Source organism: Halomicrobium sp. HArcel3, from assembly GCF_058933135.1.
Window position 1 is genome coordinate 220,853 of record NZ_JBZYDN010000002.1, and the last position, 18,978, is coordinate 239,830.

Consider the following 18,978-nt stretch of genomic DNA (forward strand, 5'->3'; position numbering starts at 1 on the left):
GTCTTTGGCCTCCCCGTCGTAACCCTGAATCAATGGAGGAAGCCGCGGCGGTCCGCCGGGCCGCGCTGGCGGCGGTCGAAGACGTCGAACCCGACCGCCTCCACGCCCGGATCGAGGACCGTCTCGACGCCGCGTCGGTGACGCCGGGTGTTCTCACACTCGCCAGTGCCCGCGCAGTCCGCGAGGAGTCCGTCGAGCGCCTCTCCGAGCGCGCCGCCGGCGTCCAGCTCATCTACGAGGGCCTCAGGCTCACGCGGACGCTCGCTCGTGACGACCCCTGGGCAGACGCCGACGTCAGGCCGGCCGAGAACGGCCACGCTGACTCGTCGAGCCCCGGCTCGCCAAATCAGCGGGACGAGGCCGACCTGGACATCCTCATCGCCGATATCCTCGTCTCCCGGGGGTTCTACCTGCTCGCCCGGACCGAGGCCGCCGAGGCCGCCGTCGCCGTCGTCCGCGCCTTCGGCACGGACCAGACCGTCCGCCGCGTGACCGGCGACGACTCCCCCGACACCGACCTGGAGGCCGACGTCCTCGAACTCGCCGTCGTCGCCGGGACGACCGCCGCCGGCGGCCGCGCACCGGCCCGTCTGCGCGAGTACGCCACCGACCTCGCCGCCGACGGCCTCCCGCCGGTCGAGCGCGTCGCCGAGAGCGACGTCTTGGAGACGCTCGGCACGCTCGCCGGGACGGAGCCGCCGGCCAGCGACGGGGTCCGCACCTCCGCCGACCACTAGTGAGAGGGATTCGCGTGCCCGCTCGCGAATCGAAACGACTAAAGACGAATCAGGGTAACCAAGAGATGCCTGCCTGGGTAGCTTAGCGGTAAAGCGCGTCCTTGGTAAGGACGAGAGCCCGGGTTCAAATCCCGGCCTAGGCTTCTCCGACGCTATTCTGCGAGGCGCTCCGTCGCCGAGCGATTGCTGCGTCGGAGGCGGAGCCTGATAGACTCGAAACCCGCCAGGGAGCGTCCTCTCGGGGACACAACTTCGGCAAAGTGTGCTCACCGAGGGCTGACTGCCGAAAGTCCTATAGCTAGCGGTGTCTCCTCGATGGACTATCGACGGCGAGTACGCGGGAAATGAGCGCCGGCGAAACGGCTATTGGTAAGACAGACGTATTACGCCTATATGTCTGAAGCGGCCACGAACGACGACGGCGAGGACGACATCGCCACGGTCAACTTCAAACTCACCGAGTCGTTCCTCGAACAGATAGACGACACGTGGCAGGGACGCGGGTTCAACAGTCGGAGCGAGTTCATCCGGTACACGCTTCGAGACGCCGTCGAGTTCCCGACGTTCGACCGCGACGAACTCGTCGCTCTCCTCGAAGCCGAGGAGGACATCCGCGAGGGGCGGACGACGAGCGCCGAGGAAGCCCGCGAACGGTTCGGCACGAGCGATGAGTGACGACGGGTGGACGTGGGAACTCTCATCGACTGCTGAAGACGATCTCGACGGGCTGTCACCCGCCGACCAGGACAGGATACTCGACAAACCCGACGAAATCGTCTCGTCGCCGAGGCGCGACCTCCCGGACTACGGGGAACCGCTCCAGAACAGTCCGTACAAGAAGATACGTATCGGGGAGTTCCGGCTCTCGGTGAGCTTCCGGCAGGACGATCAGCGGCTCGTCGCCGCACGTATCAAGCGTCGTGGGGGTGCGTACACTGCCGACGACGATTGAGTGATCGAGGCGAAAGCGGGAACCGACTTCTCCGTCGGCTCCGTCGCTATTCGCCGCCGTCTCCTGCTTCCTCGTCACCCACCGCCGCGGACTTCCCGTCGTCCGTCGACCACTCGAACTCCACCTCCAGTTCGCGTTCGTCGTTCTCCTCCTCGAACTCGACTTCCACCTCGAAGCGCTCGGGAACAGTCACCGGCTCCTCCTCGTCGTCGAGTTCGACGGTGCCGCTCTCGACGCCGTCGGCGAGCCGACGGAGGACCGCCGCGCCCTGTTCGCGGTCCATTTCACCCTCCAGTTCGAACTCCTCGTCGTCGTTCTCGGGCTCGCCTTCCTCGTCCGCCTCGTGACTTCGGTCTGACACGACTCTTCCTACGGTCCCTGGGTACAAAAAACTCCAATCGCCCCCGCTTACGATCCATTTCGGCGACAACTCTGATACCGTTGCCGGCCGTAGAGGCACACATGCCACTCGACGTCGAACCCCCCGACCCGCCAGCATTACACGGGCCCCAGGACCCGGGCGACTACGACGCGGTCGAGGAACTGGACGAGGAGACGGGCGGTAACTACCGCCGTGAAGAACTCGCCGCGCTCCTGGACCAGGGCGCGTGGGAGGCGGCCTTCACCGAGTGGGCCGAACACACCTACCTGACCGAGGAACAGTTCCGGGTCGTTCGCGACGCCGGCCTAATCGAGGCTATCGACCTCTACTGGAACCCCGTCGCCGAGGACGTCGGGTACCGGGCGCCATCGATCCCGGCGGACCTGGCGGGGGCCGACGGCCCGCTCGACCGGACCGACGTCGGGGACGTCGAGGAGGCGCTGGACGAACTCGGCCGGACCGTGAGCGAGGCCCTGGAGAACGACTACATCCACCGCGACGCCGACGAGTTCGGCTACGACTGGGAGTGAGCGTCGACGGGTCGGTGGACGGGCCTTCCGCTGGAACCCCGGCCCGGGTCTGTCGCCGGGCACCGAAAGCCCTTGTATGTCGGCGAACTAACAACTACCATGGACAAGCAGGTGCTCGTCGTCGGCTGGGATGGCGCGACGGAGTCCCACCTCGACGAGTACGACCTCGAGTGGTACGGCGGGCTGGACCACGGCGGCGTGTTGCTCCCGGAACCGTTCTGGCAGTCGAGAGAGATCGACAGCGGGAGCGCCTGGACGACGCTGACGACCGGGCTGTCGACCCGGGAACACGGGGTCGCGATGCTCAGCGGGCTGATCGAGGACGAGCGTCGGTTCGACCTGTTCTCGTCGGTCGACCGGCTGATTCCGCGGAACCTGTTCGGCCGGCCGGCCCGGATCTGGGCGCGGCGGCAGGTGCTCGGTCGTCAGCCCACCAACGACGACGTCCCGTACAAGCGCGTCTGGCACTACGTCCCCGACTCGCTGGCGTTCGCCGTGCCGCTTACGTACCCGCCGAAAGAGACCGACGGCGTCACGGTCAGCGGCTTCCCCAGCCCCGAGGTGAGTGTCCAGCCGGAATCGCTCGAGGCGTGGGTCCGGGAGCGCTACGACGGCGAACCGTCGAAGTTCGACGACGCAGGGGAGATCCGCGACGGCTACGTCGAGGACCTGTTCCGGACCCACGAGGCCGAACGGGACCTCGTACTCGAACTGGTCGACCGCGAGGAGTTCAGGCTCCACTTCGTCGTCTTCACGCTCCTCGACCGACTGCTCCACGTCACCGACGACGCGGAGGTTATCGAGCGGGCCTACCGGACGATTGACGAGACGTCCGACCGGCTCGTGGACGCCATCGACCCCGACGACGTGCTCGTGGTTAGCGACCACGGGATGAAACACGACCCTCGCGGGAAGTGGATCCACGTCCACGACGAGACGACGGGCATCTGGGCCGGGACGCGGCCCTGGGGCGTCGAGACGCACCTCGACGTGACCCCGGCGCTCGTCGAGTACTGCGGCCGCTACATGGGCGATCCGACGTACACGGCCCCGGAGACGGACGCGGAGCGGGAGCAGATGACGTCCCAGTTGCGGGATCTGGGATACCTGTAGGTCCCCCGTCGACGAGTCGGCGGCGGTTTCCGCGGCTCGCCGGTCTCTCGCTGTCGGTCTCTCGCCGGTGAGACCGGGCCCCTCCCGAATCTATTAGTAGTCAGAAAGCTAACATGCTGACAGACGCGGTATCGCCGACGCAACTGCCCTGCTCGGATCTCCACCGATCGTTCGATCCCCGCTGACTCATCGATGTCCCACATCGCAGACGCCTACACCACTGTACAGTACGTCCTCGACGAAGTCCGTGAACACGGCGCGTCGCCAACGTGGTGGAAGAGTCGATTTCTCCACCGGATCGCCGGCGGGCTCTGGTTCCGCCGGGTCGAGGGAAACACCGGCGAGTACGTGATGGCGAAGGACTGGGACAACCTCCTCGTCCTCGACGCGTGTCGGTTCGACCTCTACCGGGACGTCGTCAATCCGAACTGCGAGAGCGTCCGTTCCCGTGGCGCCTCGACGCCCGAGTGGGTCACGGAGAACTTCGCGGGCCGGTCGTTCCCCGAGACGGTGTACGTCACCGCGAACCCGTACGTCTCGACCATCACGGAAAACGAGTTCCACGCCAGGTACGACGTGTGGGAGGATGGCTGGGACGACGAGGAGGGGACCGTCCTCCCGGACGTACTCGCCGAGCGGAGTCGGGAGGTCGCGGCGGCCCATCCCGACAAACGACTGATCGTCCACTTCATGCAACCCCACCAGCCGTTCGTCGGGAGCGACCTCCCCGGGAGTTTCTGGAACGTCGACGAATCGCCCTGGGACGCCCTGCAACGCGGCACCGTCGACCGATCGGCGGTTCTCGAAGCGTACGCCGACAACCTCCGGGTCGTGTATCCAGTCGCGAAGGAACTCGGCCTGGACCTCACGGGCAAGTCGGTCCTCACTGCCGACCACGGCAACATGCTCGGCGAACGCGTCTGGCCGTTTCCCGTCCGGGACTACGGCCACCGGAAGTCGATCTACACGCCCGGGAACGTCCGCGTCCCCTGGGACGCGTTGCCCTACGAGACGCGGAAGGCGATCACGGCGGGCGACACCATGGACGAGCACGACGTCACGGCCGACGTGACTGACAGACTGGCCGATCTCGGATACGTGACGTAGAATGCTCCAGGAACCGGCGACCACGCCGACGCTGGCGGAACCGACTGCCATCTGGTTCGACACGCACTACGACAGCAAGAGCAGCGGGCTGTACTGCATCGAGCAGATAAAGCGGTACGTGCTCGACGACGAGCACGCCTTCGAGGTCGACCAGTGGCGGGACGCGGACCTCGTCCACCTCAACACCATCCCCTTCCGCCGTCGGGACGTGGGCGTCTGGCTCTCGTCGAAACCGATGGTCGTCACCCAGCACGGCGGCTACCACTGGTGGCGCTCGCGCCGCGACCTCCTGGAACGTCCCGACCACCGGATCTTCATGCTCATGCGGGCGATATTCAGGCTCACGTCCCGTCGGCCCCAGCGGATCGGTTTCAGCACCGAGTACACCAGGCAGCTCGCGGTAAACAGGGGCGGCGTTCCGGCCGACCGGACGCAGGTTATCCCGCTCGGCCGGAGCGAGGCCTTCGAGGACACCACGCCGACGGACACGGCCGACCCGTTCGTGCTGGTCGTCGTCAACAACCGGAACCCGCGGAAGAACGTCCCCACCATCGTCGAGACGATGGCTGAACTGTTCGACGTCCGGTTCGTTCTCCCCGGGAAGATGTGGTCCGACTACCCCCACGAACTCCCGTCGAACGCCGAGATCACGGGGTACGTCTCCGAGGAGACCCTGATCGACTACTACAACCGCGCCTCGGCGCTCTACCTGCCGACGCTGTACGAGGGCTTCGGGCTACCCTTCGTCGAAGCGATGGCCTGCGGGACGGCGGTGGTCACGACCCGTCGCGGCTCACCGCTGGAGGTGTGTGGCGACGCCGCGGCGTACGTCGACGACCCGATGGACGCGACCGAACACGCCGCCCTGCTGGGCCGCCTCGTCGAGGACGACGACTACCGGGTCGGGTTCGAGGACCGCGGCCGGGAACGCGCCGAGGCGTTCTCCTGGGAGAGGACCGCAAATACCTACCTGCAGGTCTACGACGACGTCCGCTCCCAGTGATGGCCAGCCAGCGGATCCTCGAACTGGGCGGCGGCGAGAACCCGGCGACCGACGGGGTGAACGTCGACGTCGCCGCGGTGCCGGGCGTCGACGTCGTCGCGGACGTCACCGAAGAGTGGCCCTTCGAGCGGGCGTCGTTCGACCGCATCGAGGCCCACCACGTCCTCGAACACCTCCCGCACGACGACCTCCCGACGGTGTTCCGCCAGGTCGGCGAGGCGCTCCGGGACGACGGCGAGTTCTACGCCGAAGTGCCGCTGGCCCACAGCCGGAGCGCCAAGAATGACCCCACCCACCGGTCGACGTGGTACTGGCGGACGCCGATGTACTACACCGCCGACGACGAACTGTCCTACGAGGTCGGGGCCGACGCCGGGTTGACCGTCGTCCACCGGAACGTCCGGCTGTTCGGCACCTCCGGCAAGTGGTACGCGAGACCGCCCTCCTGGCTGCTCAAGCAGCTTTCGAAGCGGAACCCCTCGCTGATCGAACTCGTGAAACTACCCTACGTGACGGGCGTGCTGGAGTTCACGATGCGCAAACGGAGGTGAGCCGATGGGCACGGCCATCCAGGGAGACCGGATCCGACAGATCTTCAAGGGGGCCGGCATCGTCTTCGCCGGCGTCGTCCTCGAACTCGTCGTCTCGTTCGTCGCGAAACTCCTGATCGCGCGGTATCTCGGCCCGACCGACTACGGCGCCGTCTCCATCGGGCTGAAGCTCATGACGGCGACGTCGATATTCGTGCTCGTCGGCCTCGACAGCGGGGTCGGCCGGTACCTGCCGCGACGCGACGACCCCGCAGACCGCCGCGGGGTCCTGAAGTCCGCCCTGGAAATCGCGCTCCCGGTCGGACTCCTCGCCGGCGTCGGCCTCTTCCTCTCGGCGGACCTGATCGCCGTTCGCGTCTTCCACGACCCCGCCGTCGCCCCGGTGATCCGCGTGTTCAGCGTCGTCCTGCCGTTCGCGGTCGTCTTCCGGATGGCGATCGGCGGCGTCCAGGGGATGCAGCAGTCGGTCCCGAAGGTGCTCATCCAGAACCTCACGCTCCCCGTCTCCCGCTTTCTCCTGGTCGCCGTCGTCCTGCTGTACGGCCTCGGGACGGTCGCGGCCGCGTGGGCCTACGGAGTCGCCTACGTCTTCGCCGGCCTGCTCGGGGCGTACTACCTGGTCCGCTACACGCCCCTGTTCGCGGACGCGCCGGCCACGTCGATGCACCGCGAACTGGTCGCGTTCTCCGCGCCGCTGATGATCACGGCTGCGATGCTTCAGGTGCTCTCCCACATCGACACGTTCTTCCTGGGCTACTTCGCCTCGACCACCGTCGTCGGCGTCTACAACGTCGTCTATCCGCTCGCCCAGCTGCTCACGGTCGTCCTGTCGGCGTTCGGGTTCATGGTGATGCCGGTCATCTCGTCGCTCGACGCCGGGGACGCCGTCGGGGAGATGCGCCGGACCTACCAGCTCTCCGCGAAGTGGATCCTGCTCGCCACGCTGCCGGTGTTCCTCGTCGTGGTGCTCTTCCCGGAGATGGTCATTCGGGTGACGTTCGGTGCGGAGTACGACGGGGGCGCGCTGGCCCTGTCGGTGCTGGCGGTCGGCTTCTTCACCCACGCCGTCGTCGGCCCGAACGGGAACACGCTGACCTCCGTCGGGCGCACGCGGCTCATCATGTACGACAACATCGCCGTGGCCGTCACGAACGTCACCCTCAACCTCCTGCTGATCCCGGAGTACGGGCTGCTCGGCGCGGCCGTCGCGACGTCGGTCTCCTACGGGCTGTTGAACGCGCTGTACACGTACCAGCTCTACGGCGAGACGGGCATCCAGCCGTTCACGGCCGGGATGGTGCGGCCGAGCCTGATCGCCCTGCTGGTCGTCGGCGCCGTCTACTGGGTCACGACGACGTTCTTCACGGTCACGCTCCCGCTGCTCGTCGTCGGGTTCGGCGCGTTCGTCTCGCTGTACGCGCTCATCGTCCTCCGGTTCGGCGGCATCGAGGAGGAGGAACTCGTGCTCCTCTGGAGTTTCGAGGAGCGGTTCGGCGTCGACCTGGGTCCCCTCAAGCGGATCGCCGAGAAGATCGTTCCGTGACCGCCCGGATACCCTCCAGGCGCGATCCGGCCCCTCCCGGTGCGACACGGGTTCCACGAGCGGTGCGACCCGGCTCCCACGAGCGTCGTCGTCACTCCTGGTAGCCCAGGAGGCGCAGCCGCTCGGCGACGTCCTCCTCCATCCGCACGTCGCCCAGGTCCCGATTCGTCTCGGCCAGCAGTTCCCGGTGGTCCTGCAGCCGGGCGCGGAACTCGTCGGCCACCGCTGGCATGGTATCCACGACGTTGTTCCGCTCGCCCGGGTCCGACGGCAGGGCGAACAGCCGTTCCGTGCCGTCGTCCATCCGGACGTACTTCCAGTCCTCGGTCCGTATCGCGTATCGACGGGCCTCGGACGCCGGATCGGTGTCGGCCCACTCCGCGACCACCTCTGACCGGTCCCGCTCGTCGTCCAGCAGGCTCTCCCCCTCGAAGGCGTCAGGTTGCGCGAGGCCCGCACAGTCGACCAGCGTCGGCGCGAGGTCGAGGAGCCCGACGAGGTCGTCGGACTCGCCGCTCGTCTCGTCCGGTTCCTCGCTCTTTTCGCCCGGCTCCCCGCTGGTCCCGTCCGCCAGCAGGAACGGCACGTGGAGCACCTCGTCGTAGAACGTCGCGCTGTGACTGAACCCGCCGTGGTCCGCGAACTCCTCGCCGTGGTCCGCCGTGAACGCGACCACGGTATCGTCGCTCCAGGCGGACCTGACTTCTTCGAGGAGCCGGTCGACTTCCCGGTCGACGTACGCTATCTCGGCGTCGTAGAGGTCGAGGATAGTCTGTCGCTCTTCGTCCGTGACGTCCTCCGGTGCTTCGAGCATCTTTCGCCGGAGCTGGACGGCGTCCCGGTCGGAGACTGGGTCGTCCCGGAACCGCCGCTGGTAGTCGGCAGGCGGGACGTAGGGGTGGTGGACGTCCATGTAGTGGACCCACAGGAACCGCGGACCGTCGTCACCGCCCTCGTCCCGGACCCACTCGAGCGCGAGGTCGGTCAGCTCCGCGGCGTCGACGTACGGCGATCCGACCTCGATGCCGGTCCGTTTCTCGGTGGCGTTGAACAGCCCCTGGAGCGTCCGATAGACCAGCCCGTCGCTGTCGAGGTTACGTTTGACGGCGTTCCTGGCCTTCGCCGTCACCGACGGGTCCGTCCGGGAGTCGTAGAACGTGTCGAACCCCCTGTCGTAGCCGAAGTCGGCCGACAGGTAGAGGTTCGAGTGGAAGCCGGCGGTCCGGTAGCCGCCACGGGAGAGCGCTTCCGCGAGGGTGGTCCTGTCGGCCGAGAGCCGCTCGAACCCGCCGTACATCAGCGCGTACGACGACGTCAGGATGCTCGGGAACGACGGCCGGGTCGAGCAGGCGTGTGAGAACGCGCGGGAGAAGACGCGCGACTCGGCCGCCAGTTCGTCGAGATTCGGCGTCGTCTCGCGGTCGTACCCCTGCCAGCCGACGTGGTCGGCGCGGAGCGAGTCGACCGTGACGAGGACGATGTCACGCATTGATTCGAGAGACCGTCGAGAGGATCGCTCGTCGATACTGTGCGCCGATGTCGCCCCAGTCGTAGGCGCGAACGAACTCGCCGAGCGCCTCGCCGTCACGCTCGTGCGCCCGCTGGACCGCCCGGGCGATGCTCTCCGGACTCGTGTCACAGTACTCCACCAGGCCGCCGAACCGACTCTGGGACCGACCACGCAGATGGACGGTCGGGAGCCCCGCGGCACCGTACTCGAGTACCTTCAGCGTGCGCGGGTCGTCGACGAGGCACACGCCGACGTCGGCGAGGTGCAGGAAGCCGGGCATCTCCTCGTGGGGGACACTTCCCGGGAAGACGATGGCGTCGTTGCTCGCCGCGGCGCGTTCGACGTCGTCCGCGAGCGACCCGGTGCCCAGGACGAGCAGGCTCCAGTCCTCGAGGTGGTCGACGCTGTCGAGGAGCGACTCGACGTGGTAGATCGGTTCCAGGCCGCCGACGTATATCGCGACGTTCTCGCGCAGGTCGTAGTCGGCGATCCGGTCGCGAGCTGCCTCGACGGTGAACGGCGACGGGTTCGCTATCTGCTCGTAATCGACGCCGAGTTCGGTGGGCGAGGACGCGTCCGCGAACCGGTTGACGCGGGATTCCTCTTCCTCGTAGACGAAGAGGACGCGCTCGGACAGCCAGAACGCGAGGTTCTCGACCCAGCGAACGGCGACCACGAGCCACGGCGGATGGGTCTCCTCTAGCTGGCGGATCGGGTCGACGTGGTCGACGACCAGGGGCGTCCCAGTGAGTACGCTCAGGAACGCGCCGGCCATCGCACCGGAGCGCGTGGTTCCGATGATCGCGTCGTACTGCGCTCGCTCCCGGAACGAGGCGAGTATCGTCGACGGCGTCGTTCCCCGGACGGTCACCTCGATGCCGTCCGCGTCGAGACGCTCGGCGATCCGGTTCCGGCCGACGCTGATGTTGTCCGGTTTGTCCGGCGTCAGCCAGAGGACGTGCGGGGGACGGGTCCAGACCGTCTGGTCTTCGACCCTCGACGGTGGTTCCTGGCTGGGAGGTTCGGTGACGCTCCCGCCCGCAGAGGCTTTCATGGCCCAGTGATGGGCAGACGCCACCGAAGTTATAGGCCGAGTATCGAGGAGACGCCGGCTTCGATTCCAGTAAGACCGGCTTATCGGCGTCGAGTCGGCCGACGGCCGCTTCGTCTCTCCTGCGAGGCTCGTGCTCGCTTCTCCGCCCTCCCATCCGCCGACTGCGTCCACTCAGAGCACCGATCTGCCCGGTCTGGAGGTGCTTCTGTTCGGGGCCCCATCGGCGACCCGTTCGATAACCTCGCACTATCCGTCTTTGGTCGTCCTTTCGGCGACCAGTCTGGTGTCGGTCGACCTCGCCATCGCGTGGCGGCTCGCGCTGCCGGCGACCGGCCCGCTCACTCCCTGGCTGCCGCTTTCCCCTCGTCGCGCTGGACGAACAGGCCGCTGACGTAGGTCAGTATCCCGAGCAACAGGAGGGGAAACAGCGTCAGGAAGTGCGAGACGACGATGATCAGCGGGTCCCAGCCCCAGGGGTTGAAGATCCAGAAGAGGACGTCCATGAACGCCAGAATTGCCAGTGGGACGAGGTTCACCGTCAGGTCGAGCCAGGTCTCGTTGGTGAGGTTGAGGAATGACATGGTGGGGCGGGAACGTCTCGCCTTCGTATAGCATTCCCAACCATTTCAACGCTCGGTCGGCGTCGCGTCCCTCCGGGAACGAACCACCACTATCAGCCCCCGAACAGTTACGGGGTGGCCGCGCGAGGCCCCGTACATGGCAAATACGGCCGCTCGCGGCGGGGGCTGGGCCCTGCCGGTCCTCGAACTGTTCGGCCTCACCGTCCTCGCCTTCCTCGTCTCGCTCGTCGCGGGCGTGGCCTTCATCGTCCCGATGTTCGTCCTCGGCTACGACCTGGCGGGCACGGCGGTCCTCCTGGGGGCGACGGCCGCGGGCCAGGTCGCGTTCCTGGTCGTCGGGTACGCCTACGTCCGGGTTCGGGACGTTCCGGTCCCGGTCAGGCGCCCCTCCCGCAACGACCTTATCGCTATCCTCGCTGGCGTGGTGCTGGCGCTGGTGATCGCGACCGGGCTCTCGGTTCTCCTCTCGGTCCTCGGTCTGGTGCCGGACTCCGTCATCGGTGACGTCGCCGCGACCGACCCGACGTTCCTGCTAGGTCTGGCCGCGCTGTCGGTCGTCCTGGTCGCGCCGGCCGAGGAACTGCTCTTCCGCGGGGCGATCCAGGGACGGCTCCGCCAGCGGGTCGGGCCGATTCCGGCGGTGCTCGGGGCGAGCCTCTTGTTCGGGTCGATGCACCTCGCGAACTACTCGGGCGCGCTCGCGTCCGTCGTCGCCGGCGCGCTCCTCATCACCGCCGTCGGCTGCATCTTCGGGGCGGTGTACGAGTACACCGATAACCTGGTCGTTCCCGTCGTCGCCCACGCCGTCTACAACGTCGTGCTGATGATCTTCTCGTACCTGGCGGTCTGACGGTCGGGCTCGCCGACGGCGCTTCCTCGTTCTCCCGTCATAGTGGTGGTTGTAAGCCCGTACCGGCGTTCGACGTGGCCGGTACCGGCGAATGCCGGTAAAAAGTTACAACCACCACTATCAGTCCCAGCGCCGGCTCCGAGTCGTCGTCACGTCGGTGCCGGGGCTGAAGAGCAAGAGGGGGTCGCCGTCGGGGTGGTCGAAGCCGTTGGCCTCGAACAGAGTGTTCTCCGCGACGTCGGCCTCGGCGGGGTAGAGCGTCCACGGCGGGTGGTCGACGTCCGTGTACCGGACCGACCCGTCGGGGGCCTGCGTGTAGAGGCGCCGGCGCTCGGTCAGGAACTCGGCGCGCGAGCCCGGTTCGGCCGTGAACGGCTCCCCAGTGGGCCAGTAGGTGGCGCGGTAGTGCGCGGGACGGTCCCCCGGCTGGCGGCGGTAGCTCGAAAATTCCACGCGGCCGTCGACCCAGCCGACGTCGACGTCGGCGTTGTAGTACGGCAGGTGGTGGGTCAGCCGCGCCGCGATGGTCGCCAGCAGGCTGTCGGCGTCGAGGCTGAAGAAGTAGACGCCGGGTTCCCCCTCCATCGTGACGTACGTCCGCAGGTTCAGTTCGGGGAGCGGGAGCCCCACCGCCGCGGGCAGTCCCCGTGGTCGGGTGTCCACGTTCGTGAAGGGGACGACGGTGAGCCAGCCGGTGCCGTCGAACTCCTGGACGGCGAAGGGTTCGGGGAGGTGGGCGTCGAGCACGTCGGTGTCGACGGGCCAGTTCGCGAAGAGCAGGTGGCGCCAGCCGAACGCGAGCGGGAGCATGGGCCTCCTACGACTCCGCACCGGTTAATTCCCGACCTTACCGGTCGCCGGCCGCTACGGGCCAGTTCCGGTCCGACTCGTGACTGGTCGGTACCAGGCGACCGTCCGGTCGCGGCCAGGTGGTTTTAAGGCCGGATGCGGTCTGGTCCGGGTATGACCACGCTCGAAGTCGCCCTCGGCGCGGCGACCGTCGTCCTCGCGCTGTCGGTGCTCGTCCTCGCCGTCCGGGACGGCGGCGGCGGTGGCGGGACCGCTCAGCTCGACGAGGCCCAGCTCCAGTCCTCCGTCGGCAACGCCATCGCCGGGCTCGGCCTGGACGGGACGGCCGCACAGATCGAGACCCACGCCCGCGAGATGAAGCAGTTCCACAGCGACGTCGAGCAGATGCTGCAGACGCCCCAGCACCGGGGGAGCTTCGGCGAGCAGCAACTGGAGACGATCCTCGCCGACCAGCTCCCGCCGGACATGTTCGGCACCCAGGAGGCCGTCGTCGGCAACCGGCGCCCCGACGCTCACGTCGAGACCGCCGACGGGCTCGTCGCCATCGACGCGAAGTTCCCGCTGGAGGCCTACGAGCGCGCCGTGAACGCCGACGACTCGGAGGTTCGCGCGCGTCACGAACAGGAGTTCGCCCGCCGGGTCGACGACCAGCTCGACAAGATCGCGACGGCGTACGTCCGCCCGGACGAGGGGACCGCCGAGTTCGCCTTCGCGTTCATCCCGAGCGAGAGCGTCTACTACCACCTCGTCACCGAGGAGTACGACATGCTGCGCGAGTACACCAGCAGGGGCGTCCAGGTCGTCTCGCCGCTGACGCTGGGCCAGAAGCTCGAACTCGTCAAGGCCGGCGTCCACGCCCAGCGCCTCTCCGAGGAGGCCCTCGCGGTGCAGGACCAGCTCCAGCGGCTCGGCCAGCGCTTCGACGACTTCGCCGACGACTGGAACACCTGCGTCCGCCACCTCTCGAACGCGAAGGACCGGGCCGACGACGCCGACGCCGCCTTCGAGCGCCTCCGCTCCGAGTTCGACCGGATCGACAGCCTCTCGCTCGACGGCGAGGGTGACGCCGCAGCGACCCGCGAGCAACTCTCCCGCGGGCGAGAGGACTAGGGTCGCCGTCGCTGCTGGTCGCGTTCCACGGTCGAGACCGGCCGCCAGGCCTCGTCCCCGGCTCCGTGCTCGCTTCCGGCCTCGACCCCGTGTCCGCCTTCGGCCTCGTCCCCGCCATAGGGCTCGACACCGAGTCCGCGGACGCGGGCCTCGAACGTCCCGTCGGTCCCGTCGCGGACGTCGATGGCGCCGTCACAGAACCGCTCGATGGCGTCGACGGTCCGGTCGTCCTGCATCGCCTCGTCGACGACGAACACGCCCAGGTCCCCCGTCGCGATGACCCGGCCGGTGAGCATGTGGACGAACCGCGAGACCGCCCGGAGGTCGGCGTGGGCCAGCAGCGACGAGACGGAGAACACGCCCACCCGGACCCGGTCGAGCCCGCGCTCGACGAGCGTCTCGTACAGCACCGAGAATTCCATCTGGATCCCCAGCAGGTCGCCGGGGTCGTCGATGGTCCGCCCGTGCTCGTCGAAGCGCTGCTGGTCGTCCTCGATGCCGGAGCAGTCGACGACGCCGACCCGGGCGCGGTCGAACCCGCCGGTCACGTCCTCGGCCCGGTCCAGTAGCGACCGCCCGCCGACGTCGGCCGAGAGCAGGACGACGCCCTCGTCCTCGCCGCCCGCCATCGCCAGTCGGAGCGCCACCTCGCGGGCGCCCCGGCCCGACGGCCCGCCGACCATCACGTTCGTCCCCGGGTCCACGCCGTCGACCGAGAGGCCGGCCGGAAACCGGAACTGCGCGTCCGCGTTCCGGGTCATCGGCCGCCTCGTCCGCCGTCGGTGTCCTTCCGGGGGCCCCGGCTCTCGGGCTGTTCTTCCGCCAGTTCCCCGAGGATCGCCAGCCAGTCTGCGGCCGCGGCCGCCAGCAATTCGAGGAACGCCTCGTCGTCGTCGCTGAACGCCCGGGGTTCGTCGTCGTAGACGCAGACCGTCCCGAGCGGGAGGCCGTCGTCGGTCGTGATGGACGCACCGGCGTAGAACCGGATGCTGAGTTCCTCGAGGAACTCGGTGTCCGCGAACCGGGGGTCTTCCCGGATGTCCTCGACGACTGTCACGCCGTCTTCGAGGATCGTGAACGTGCAGATGGACTGCTCGCGGGTCGTCGCGTCCCACGACTCGCCGTGGCAGGCGAGGAACTCCTGGGTTCGCTCGGTGACGAGGTTCACCGAACTCTGGGCGACGTCGAAGTGCGCCGCGGCGACGTCGGTGAGCCGGCGGACGGCCGAAAGAAACCGCTCGGAGTCGAAGTCGTGGCGTTCCAGCGCCGCCAGCCGTTCGTCCTCGTTCTGCGGCAGCGGGTAGGCCGTCTGGCTCCGGCGATCGGCGGTGGTATCGACCAGTTGAGCGACTCTGGTGGCCGCCTCCGGGCTGCCCGTGCGGACGAACTCCGCGACGTGGGTCGTTCCCGCGTCGGCCTCGGTGTCGATCCGGTCCCGGGACGCGTCGCTACAGAGGATACAGCCCGTGTCCGGGTCGACCTCGCGGACGTGGCCGATCAGCTCGGTTCCGGTCCCGTCGGGCAGGTCGTAGGCGGTGACGAGGCAGTCGACGGACCGGTCGGTCAGCGTCGCCTTCGCCGCCGCGACCGTCTCACGCCGGAGGACCTGTCCGTCTGCGTCGCTCAGGAGGTGATCCCCCGGCGGCGGTCCGTCGGACCCGTCTGAGCCAACGTACAGGACGATGGTCTCGGACATTCCTGCCCGAATCTATCGCGCCGACCGGGGTAACTGTACCTCGAAGTTGGCTCTCAGGTTGTTACCGGATGCCGTCGCGTTGCGGCGTAGCGCCGGCAGAACACGCAGTGGAACAGGTAATAGAACGGGCACGACCGGTCTAGCCCGTCACTGGGCGGGCTGTGAGAGGACTCCGCCCACGTCGAGCGGGAGGTTCCCGCGGACGTACCCCTCGGTCCGCCCGTCCGGCCGCATCCGGAAGACGACCACGGGCTCGTGGCCCACGGCGGGCTTCTCGCCGATGATCTGGCGCCAGTGGTCGTCGCGGAAGGAGGTGCAGTCGACGAACAGCGCGGCGTTGCCGTGGATGGCGATCTGGTCGCGCGTCTTGGCGTTGCCGGAGGCCTTGACCGCCGCCACGGGCGAGTCGACCCGTCGCCGCCGCGGGGGCTGGGGCCGGGTCACCTCGACGAGGACGTCGTCGACCTGATAGTCGAGCGCGTGGCCCGACCCGAGTTCGACCTCCGGCTCGAAGTCGTGGTCGGCGTCGTAGAGGAGCCTGGCGACGTTGAACTCGCCCATCGTCGCCTGCATCCGCGTCAGGTCGACGCCGGCGCTCGTCCCGAGCTTGCTGGCCATCGTGTAGCGGTACTCGTCGAGGACGCCGGTCGAGAAGAGTGACTCGTAGAACTCGAGTCCCGCTTCCCGGCCCGCGTCCGGGAAGCCGGCGGCGTGCTCGCGGAAGAAGTTACGCGTGCTCTCGCGGCCGTCCTTCGAGAAGAAGACGGGGAGGAAGAACCACGCGAGGTGGTCGTAGTCGGCGAGCCAGGGGTCTTCCTCTTCGAGCTGGGCGAGCAGTTCGCGCTGGGCCCACCGGGTGACCGGATAGGGCGCCTCTTCGAAGGTGCACTTGTCCGTTCGCCAGAGAGTCTCGGGCGTCTCGGTGTTGCCGAGCCAGTAGGCGTCGTCGTCGGACCAGGAAAACAGCGCGAGGTCGCCGTTGTCCATCTCCAGGCGCCGAGCCTCGTAGCCGGGCGGCGGGGAGAACCAGGGGGAAGCGAGCGTCGCACCGAAGTTCGCGTCGAGGGGCTGATAGAGGGCGTCGTGAACCCGTTGCTCGCTCCAGCCCTCGAGCGAGTGACGGAACCGGACGGGGCCTGCCATGGGGGTTCTTTGATTGTGGATGGGTTTGAGGCTTCTGGAGGGCGGGGCGCGAACGCAGTGAGCGGCCCGCCTTATCAGCGAGCGGGAGCGAACGGAGTGAGCGACACGCGAGCAGCGGTCGGGCCTGAGCGAAGCGAAGGGCCGACGAACGAGCGAACGGTGAGCGATAGCGAGCCGTGAGCAGGCCGAGCCCAACCGAAGGGAGGGGCCAGCTTACATGCGAACGGTGAACGGAGTGAGCCGTGAGCAGGCTGGCGCCGACCCATTCGCGGTCCCAGTCGGCCCCAGCCTTCCATCGGTGCACGTTCTCCAGCCCGTTCGCACCGAAATCAGCGCCGACCTGAGGGACCGTTACATTGATAGGCACTAACATGCAAGATTGTGTGTGGTAACCAATGTCGATGGGCGCCTACGATAACGAAGAACACGAACGTCGCGAACGCAAGAACGCCGAAGTCGACCTGAGCGAAGACGACGACCGGACGGAGTACCGCGGCCAGGTGGACTACGACTCGGGCGACTCCACGGAGGAGTTGCTCGACCAGTTCCAGCAGATCAAGTCCTCGTGACGTCACTCGCGACTCGCTTCTGGCTACTCGTTTCTCGCTGACCTGTCGGCGATCAGGATGGCCAGCGCGCTCACCATGACGACGGCCAGCACGTGACCGGCGACGGCGACCAGCAGGACCCACTCGTCGCGGACGAAGGGGACGAGCCCGAGCTGTAGCAGGCCGAAGGCCATCGTCGCCAGGTCGGCGCGGCGGTGGGCGCTGCTCTCCTGGGGGTCGACGGTGTACCGGAGCGACCGCCAGAGCGCGACGACACTCGCCCACCAGCCGGTGCCGATGCGGTAACAGAGGTCCCACAGGATCAACAGGGTCAGGAACACGACGAGTGCCGGCGGTTCGGGGCCGAACAGGGAGGTGACCAGTCCCGCGTCGGGTCCCCTGGGGTCGACGACGAAGAGGTACGTGACGAGCGCGACGAAGGCGACGACGCCGAGGACCACCTCGATGCTCGACCCGAACAGCAGTTGCCGGTAGGCCTGCGGCGCGTCGGCGCGGCGGGCGAGGCGGGCGATGGTCAACATGGCGACGCTGCCCGCCGCCGCCACGAGCACGGCGGCGGTCCCGGCCAGCGCCGCCGTCCAGAGGTCGTAGACGGCGGCCAGCGCCAGCACGGCGCCCTCGAAGAGGAGGAACTGGACGGCGACTGCGGCCCGGGCCGACAGGTCCAGCCCCGGGATCGCGCCGACGATGCTCTCGTACACCCACGTCTCGCCGTACTCGATCGGTGGGGTGGGCTCTCGACTCATCGCTCGCCCCCGCCGTCGCTCTCCCTCTCGTTCATCGATTACCCTCGTTCATCGCTCGCCCTCGCCGTCGCTCTCGCCCTCGGCTTCGTTCGCGAGCGCCCGCGCGACTGCCTCGTCGAACGGCGTCAGGTCGATGGGGACGAGTTCGCGGATCGGCTCGTCGTCGGCGACGACGGGGGTCTTCAGTCCGTGGATGAGCGGCCGGGCGACGCTCGTCGGGACGTCCGTCACGAGTCCGATCCAGTACGCCGATAGTTCCGGGGTCAGCACCGGCACGCCGATGATGACGGGCTCTCGTCGGCCCATCACCGCCGCAGTGCGGCGCATGATCGCGGCGTAGTCCAGCACCTCGGGGCCGCCGATTTCGTACGTTTCACCGGCCGTCTCGGGGACCTCGAGCAGGCCGGCCAGGTAGCCGACGACGTCGTCGATGGCGATGGGCTGGCACGGCGTGTGGACCCACCGGGGCGTCACCATCACCGGGAGGCGCCGGTCGAGCTGGTGGATCATCTCGAAGCTGGCGCTCCCCTTTCCGATGATGACCGCCGCCCGCAGCGTCGTCAGCTGGTAGTTCCCGTCGGCCAGGACGCGCTCGACTTCGCGACGGGAGCGGAGGTGGGCCGACAGTTCCTCGCCCTCACCGTCGTCGTCCTCGCCGAGACCGCCCAGATAGACCACGCGGTCGACGCCGGCCTCCCCGGCGGCTCGCGCGAAGTTCGCGGCGGCGCGCCGGTCGCGCTCGGCGAAGTCGCCGCCCGAGCCCATCGAGTGGACGAGGTAGTAGGCGGCCTCGACGTCGGCCAGCGCGGCGTCGAAGCTCCCCGGTTCCAGCAGGTCGCCGGTGACCACGTCGACGCCCTCGGGCGGGTCGTACCCGTCGGGGTCGCGAACGAGCGCGCGGACGTCGTGGCCGCGCTCGAGCAACTCTGGAACGAGGCGACCGCCGACGAACCCGGTCGCACCGGTGACGAGGACGCGCATACCGCCTAGT

Annotated in this window: 22 protein-coding genes and 1 tRNA gene; 13 read left to right on the top strand and 10 right to left on the bottom strand. The window is 68.2% G+C overall.

The genetic code is table 11. The annotated features are described in order from the left end of the window. The first annotated feature begins 32 nt into the window (after positions 1 to 32). The 4 genes from AC5FRV_RS06880 to AC5FRV_RS06895 all read left to right on the top strand — a co-directional run bounded on the left by AC5FRV_RS06880 (position 33) and on the right by AC5FRV_RS06895 (position 1,689). A complete protein-coding gene (locus AC5FRV_RS06880) occupies positions 33 to 737 on the top strand; it encodes a DUF7114 family protein (protein WP_493560362.1) in 705 nt (234 codons plus the stop codon). A 71-nt stretch (positions 738 to 808) separates the two neighbouring features. Continuing rightward, a tRNA-Thr gene (locus AC5FRV_RS06885) sits at positions 809 to 880 on the top strand. 250 nt (positions 881 to 1,130) lie between these two features. Next, positions 1,131 to 1,412, top strand: a complete 282-nt coding sequence (locus AC5FRV_RS06890) for a ribbon-helix-helix domain-containing protein (protein ID WP_493560363.1) — start codon at positions 1,131 to 1,133, stop codon at positions 1,410 to 1,412. Beyond that, on the top strand, positions 1,405 to 1,689 hold the full coding sequence (locus AC5FRV_RS06895; protein ID WP_493560364.1) for a type II toxin-antitoxin system RelE family toxin: 285 nt from the start codon (positions 1,405 to 1,407) through the stop codon (positions 1,687 to 1,689). The genes AC5FRV_RS06890 and AC5FRV_RS06895 overlap by 8 nt, the downstream gene beginning before the upstream one ends. 46 nt (positions 1,690 to 1,735) lie before the next feature. On the opposite strand, the gene AC5FRV_RS06900 is transcribed toward AC5FRV_RS06895, so the two are convergent. Beyond that, complete coding sequence (locus AC5FRV_RS06900) at positions 1,736 to 2,050, bottom strand: amphi-Trp domain-containing protein (RefSeq protein WP_493560365.1); 315 nt, start codon at positions 2,048 to 2,050, stop codon at positions 1,736 to 1,738. 101 nt (positions 2,051 to 2,151) lie between these two features. On the opposite strand from AC5FRV_RS06900, the gene AC5FRV_RS06905 reads away from it, so the two are divergent. The 6 genes from AC5FRV_RS06905 to AC5FRV_RS06930 all read left to right on the top strand — a co-directional run bounded on the left by AC5FRV_RS06905 (position 2,152) and on the right by AC5FRV_RS06930 (position 7,918). Then, positions 2,152 to 2,601 (top strand): DUF7992 family protein, encoded by a 450-nt coding sequence (locus AC5FRV_RS06905; protein ID WP_493560366.1) that lies wholly within the window; start codon positions 2,152 to 2,154, stop codon positions 2,599 to 2,601. Between the two features lie 99 nt (positions 2,602 to 2,700). Continuing rightward, a complete protein-coding gene (locus AC5FRV_RS06910) occupies positions 2,701 to 3,714 on the top strand; it encodes an alkaline phosphatase family protein (protein ID WP_493560367.1) in 1,014 nt (337 codons plus the stop codon). A 192-nt stretch (positions 3,715 to 3,906) separates the two neighbouring features. Next, positions 3,907 to 4,821, top strand: a complete 915-nt coding sequence (locus AC5FRV_RS06915; RefSeq protein WP_493560368.1) for a hypothetical protein — start codon at positions 3,907 to 3,909, stop codon at positions 4,819 to 4,821. A 1-nt stretch (position 4,822) separates the two neighbouring features. Beyond that, positions 4,823 to 5,824 (top strand): glycosyltransferase family 4 protein, encoded by a 1,002-nt coding sequence (locus AC5FRV_RS06920; RefSeq protein ID WP_493560369.1) that lies wholly within the window; start codon positions 4,823 to 4,825, stop codon positions 5,822 to 5,824. Further along, complete coding sequence (locus AC5FRV_RS06925) at positions 5,824 to 6,375, top strand: class I SAM-dependent methyltransferase (RefSeq protein ID WP_493560370.1); 552 nt, start codon at positions 5,824 to 5,826, stop codon at positions 6,373 to 6,375. The genes AC5FRV_RS06920 and AC5FRV_RS06925 overlap by 1 nt, the downstream gene beginning before the upstream one ends. A 4-nt stretch (positions 6,376 to 6,379) precedes the next feature. Beyond that, entirely contained in the window at positions 6,380 to 7,918 is a 1,539-nt protein-coding gene (locus AC5FRV_RS06930; protein ID WP_493560371.1) for a flippase, read from the top strand. 91 nt (positions 7,919 to 8,009) lie between these two features. On the opposite strand, the gene AC5FRV_RS06935 is transcribed toward AC5FRV_RS06930, so the two are convergent. The 3 genes from AC5FRV_RS06935 to AC5FRV_RS06945 all read right to left on the bottom strand — a co-directional run bounded on the left by AC5FRV_RS06935 (position 8,010) and on the right by AC5FRV_RS06945 (position 11,063). After that, positions 8,010 to 9,407, bottom strand: coding sequence for a sulfatase family protein (locus AC5FRV_RS06935; RefSeq protein ID WP_493560372.1), 1,398 nt, complete (start codon positions 9,405 to 9,407; stop codon positions 8,010 to 8,012). Next, on the bottom strand, positions 9,400 to 10,482 hold the full coding sequence (locus AC5FRV_RS06940; protein WP_493560373.1) for a glycosyltransferase: 1,083 nt from the start codon (positions 10,480 to 10,482) through the stop codon (positions 9,400 to 9,402). The genes AC5FRV_RS06935 and AC5FRV_RS06940 overlap by 8 nt, the downstream gene beginning before the upstream one ends. Before the next feature lie 338 nt (positions 10,483 to 10,820). Continuing rightward, positions 10,821 to 11,063: a DUF6684 family protein gene (locus tag AC5FRV_RS06945; RefSeq protein WP_493560374.1), complete on the bottom strand. Its 243-nt coding sequence runs from the start codon at positions 11,061 to 11,063 to the stop codon at positions 10,821 to 10,823. A gap of 136 nt (positions 11,064 to 11,199) precedes the next feature. Here AC5FRV_RS06945 and AC5FRV_RS06950 point away from each other — a divergent pair, with 136 nt between their 5' ends. Next, positions 11,200 to 11,913, top strand: a complete 714-nt coding sequence (locus AC5FRV_RS06950; protein WP_493560375.1) for a CPBP family intramembrane glutamic endopeptidase — start codon at positions 11,200 to 11,202, stop codon at positions 11,911 to 11,913. A 120-nt stretch (positions 11,914 to 12,033) separates the two neighbouring features. Here AC5FRV_RS06950 and AC5FRV_RS06955 read toward each other — a convergent pair whose 3' ends face one another. After that, complete coding sequence (locus AC5FRV_RS06955; protein ID WP_493560376.1) at positions 12,034 to 12,723, bottom strand: YqjF family protein; 690 nt, start codon at positions 12,721 to 12,723, stop codon at positions 12,034 to 12,036. A 153-nt stretch (positions 12,724 to 12,876) separates the two neighbouring features. Here AC5FRV_RS06955 and rmuC point away from each other — a divergent pair, with 153 nt between their 5' ends. Next, entirely contained in the window at positions 12,877 to 13,833 is a 957-nt protein-coding gene (rmuC, locus tag AC5FRV_RS06960; protein ID WP_493560377.1) for a DNA recombination protein RmuC, read from the top strand. Here the strand turns inward: rmuC and AC5FRV_RS06965 are convergent. The 3 genes from AC5FRV_RS06965 to AC5FRV_RS06975 form a co-directional block, all read right to left on the bottom strand. Beyond that, positions 13,830 to 14,594 (bottom strand): DUF7504 family protein, encoded by a 765-nt coding sequence (locus AC5FRV_RS06965; protein WP_493560378.1) that lies wholly within the window; start codon positions 14,592 to 14,594, stop codon positions 13,830 to 13,832. The genes rmuC and AC5FRV_RS06965 overlap by 4 nt on opposite strands. Beyond that, positions 14,591 to 15,529 (bottom strand): GAF domain-containing protein, encoded by a 939-nt coding sequence (locus tag AC5FRV_RS06970; protein WP_493560379.1) that lies wholly within the window; start codon positions 15,527 to 15,529, stop codon positions 14,591 to 14,593. Before AC5FRV_RS06970 ends, AC5FRV_RS06965 begins: the two co-directional genes overlap by 4 nt. 147 nt (positions 15,530 to 15,676) lie before the next feature. Then, positions 15,677 to 16,672, bottom strand: coding sequence for a DUF5784 family protein (locus AC5FRV_RS06975; RefSeq protein WP_493560380.1), 996 nt, complete (start codon positions 16,670 to 16,672; stop codon positions 15,677 to 15,679). 395 nt (positions 16,673 to 17,067) lie between these two features. On the opposite strand from AC5FRV_RS06975, the gene AC5FRV_RS06980 reads away from it, so the two are divergent. Beyond that, positions 17,068 to 17,241 (top strand): DUF5786 family protein, encoded by a 174-nt coding sequence (locus tag AC5FRV_RS06980; protein WP_493560381.1) that lies wholly within the window; start codon positions 17,068 to 17,070, stop codon positions 17,239 to 17,241. 23 nt (positions 17,242 to 17,264) lie between these two features. Here the strand turns inward: AC5FRV_RS06980 and AC5FRV_RS06985 are convergent, their stop codons facing one another. Both AC5FRV_RS06985 and AC5FRV_RS06990 read right to left on the bottom strand, forming a co-directional pair. After that, on the bottom strand, positions 17,265 to 17,987 hold the full coding sequence (locus AC5FRV_RS06985; RefSeq protein ID WP_493560382.1) for a DUF7530 family protein: 723 nt from the start codon (positions 17,985 to 17,987) through the stop codon (positions 17,265 to 17,267). A 48-nt stretch (positions 17,988 to 18,035) separates the two neighbouring features. Further along, on the bottom strand, positions 18,036 to 18,968 hold the full coding sequence (locus AC5FRV_RS06990; RefSeq protein WP_493560383.1) for an NAD(P)H-binding protein: 933 nt from the start codon (positions 18,966 to 18,968) through the stop codon (positions 18,036 to 18,038). Between the last annotated feature and the right edge of the window lie 10 nt (positions 18,969 to 18,978).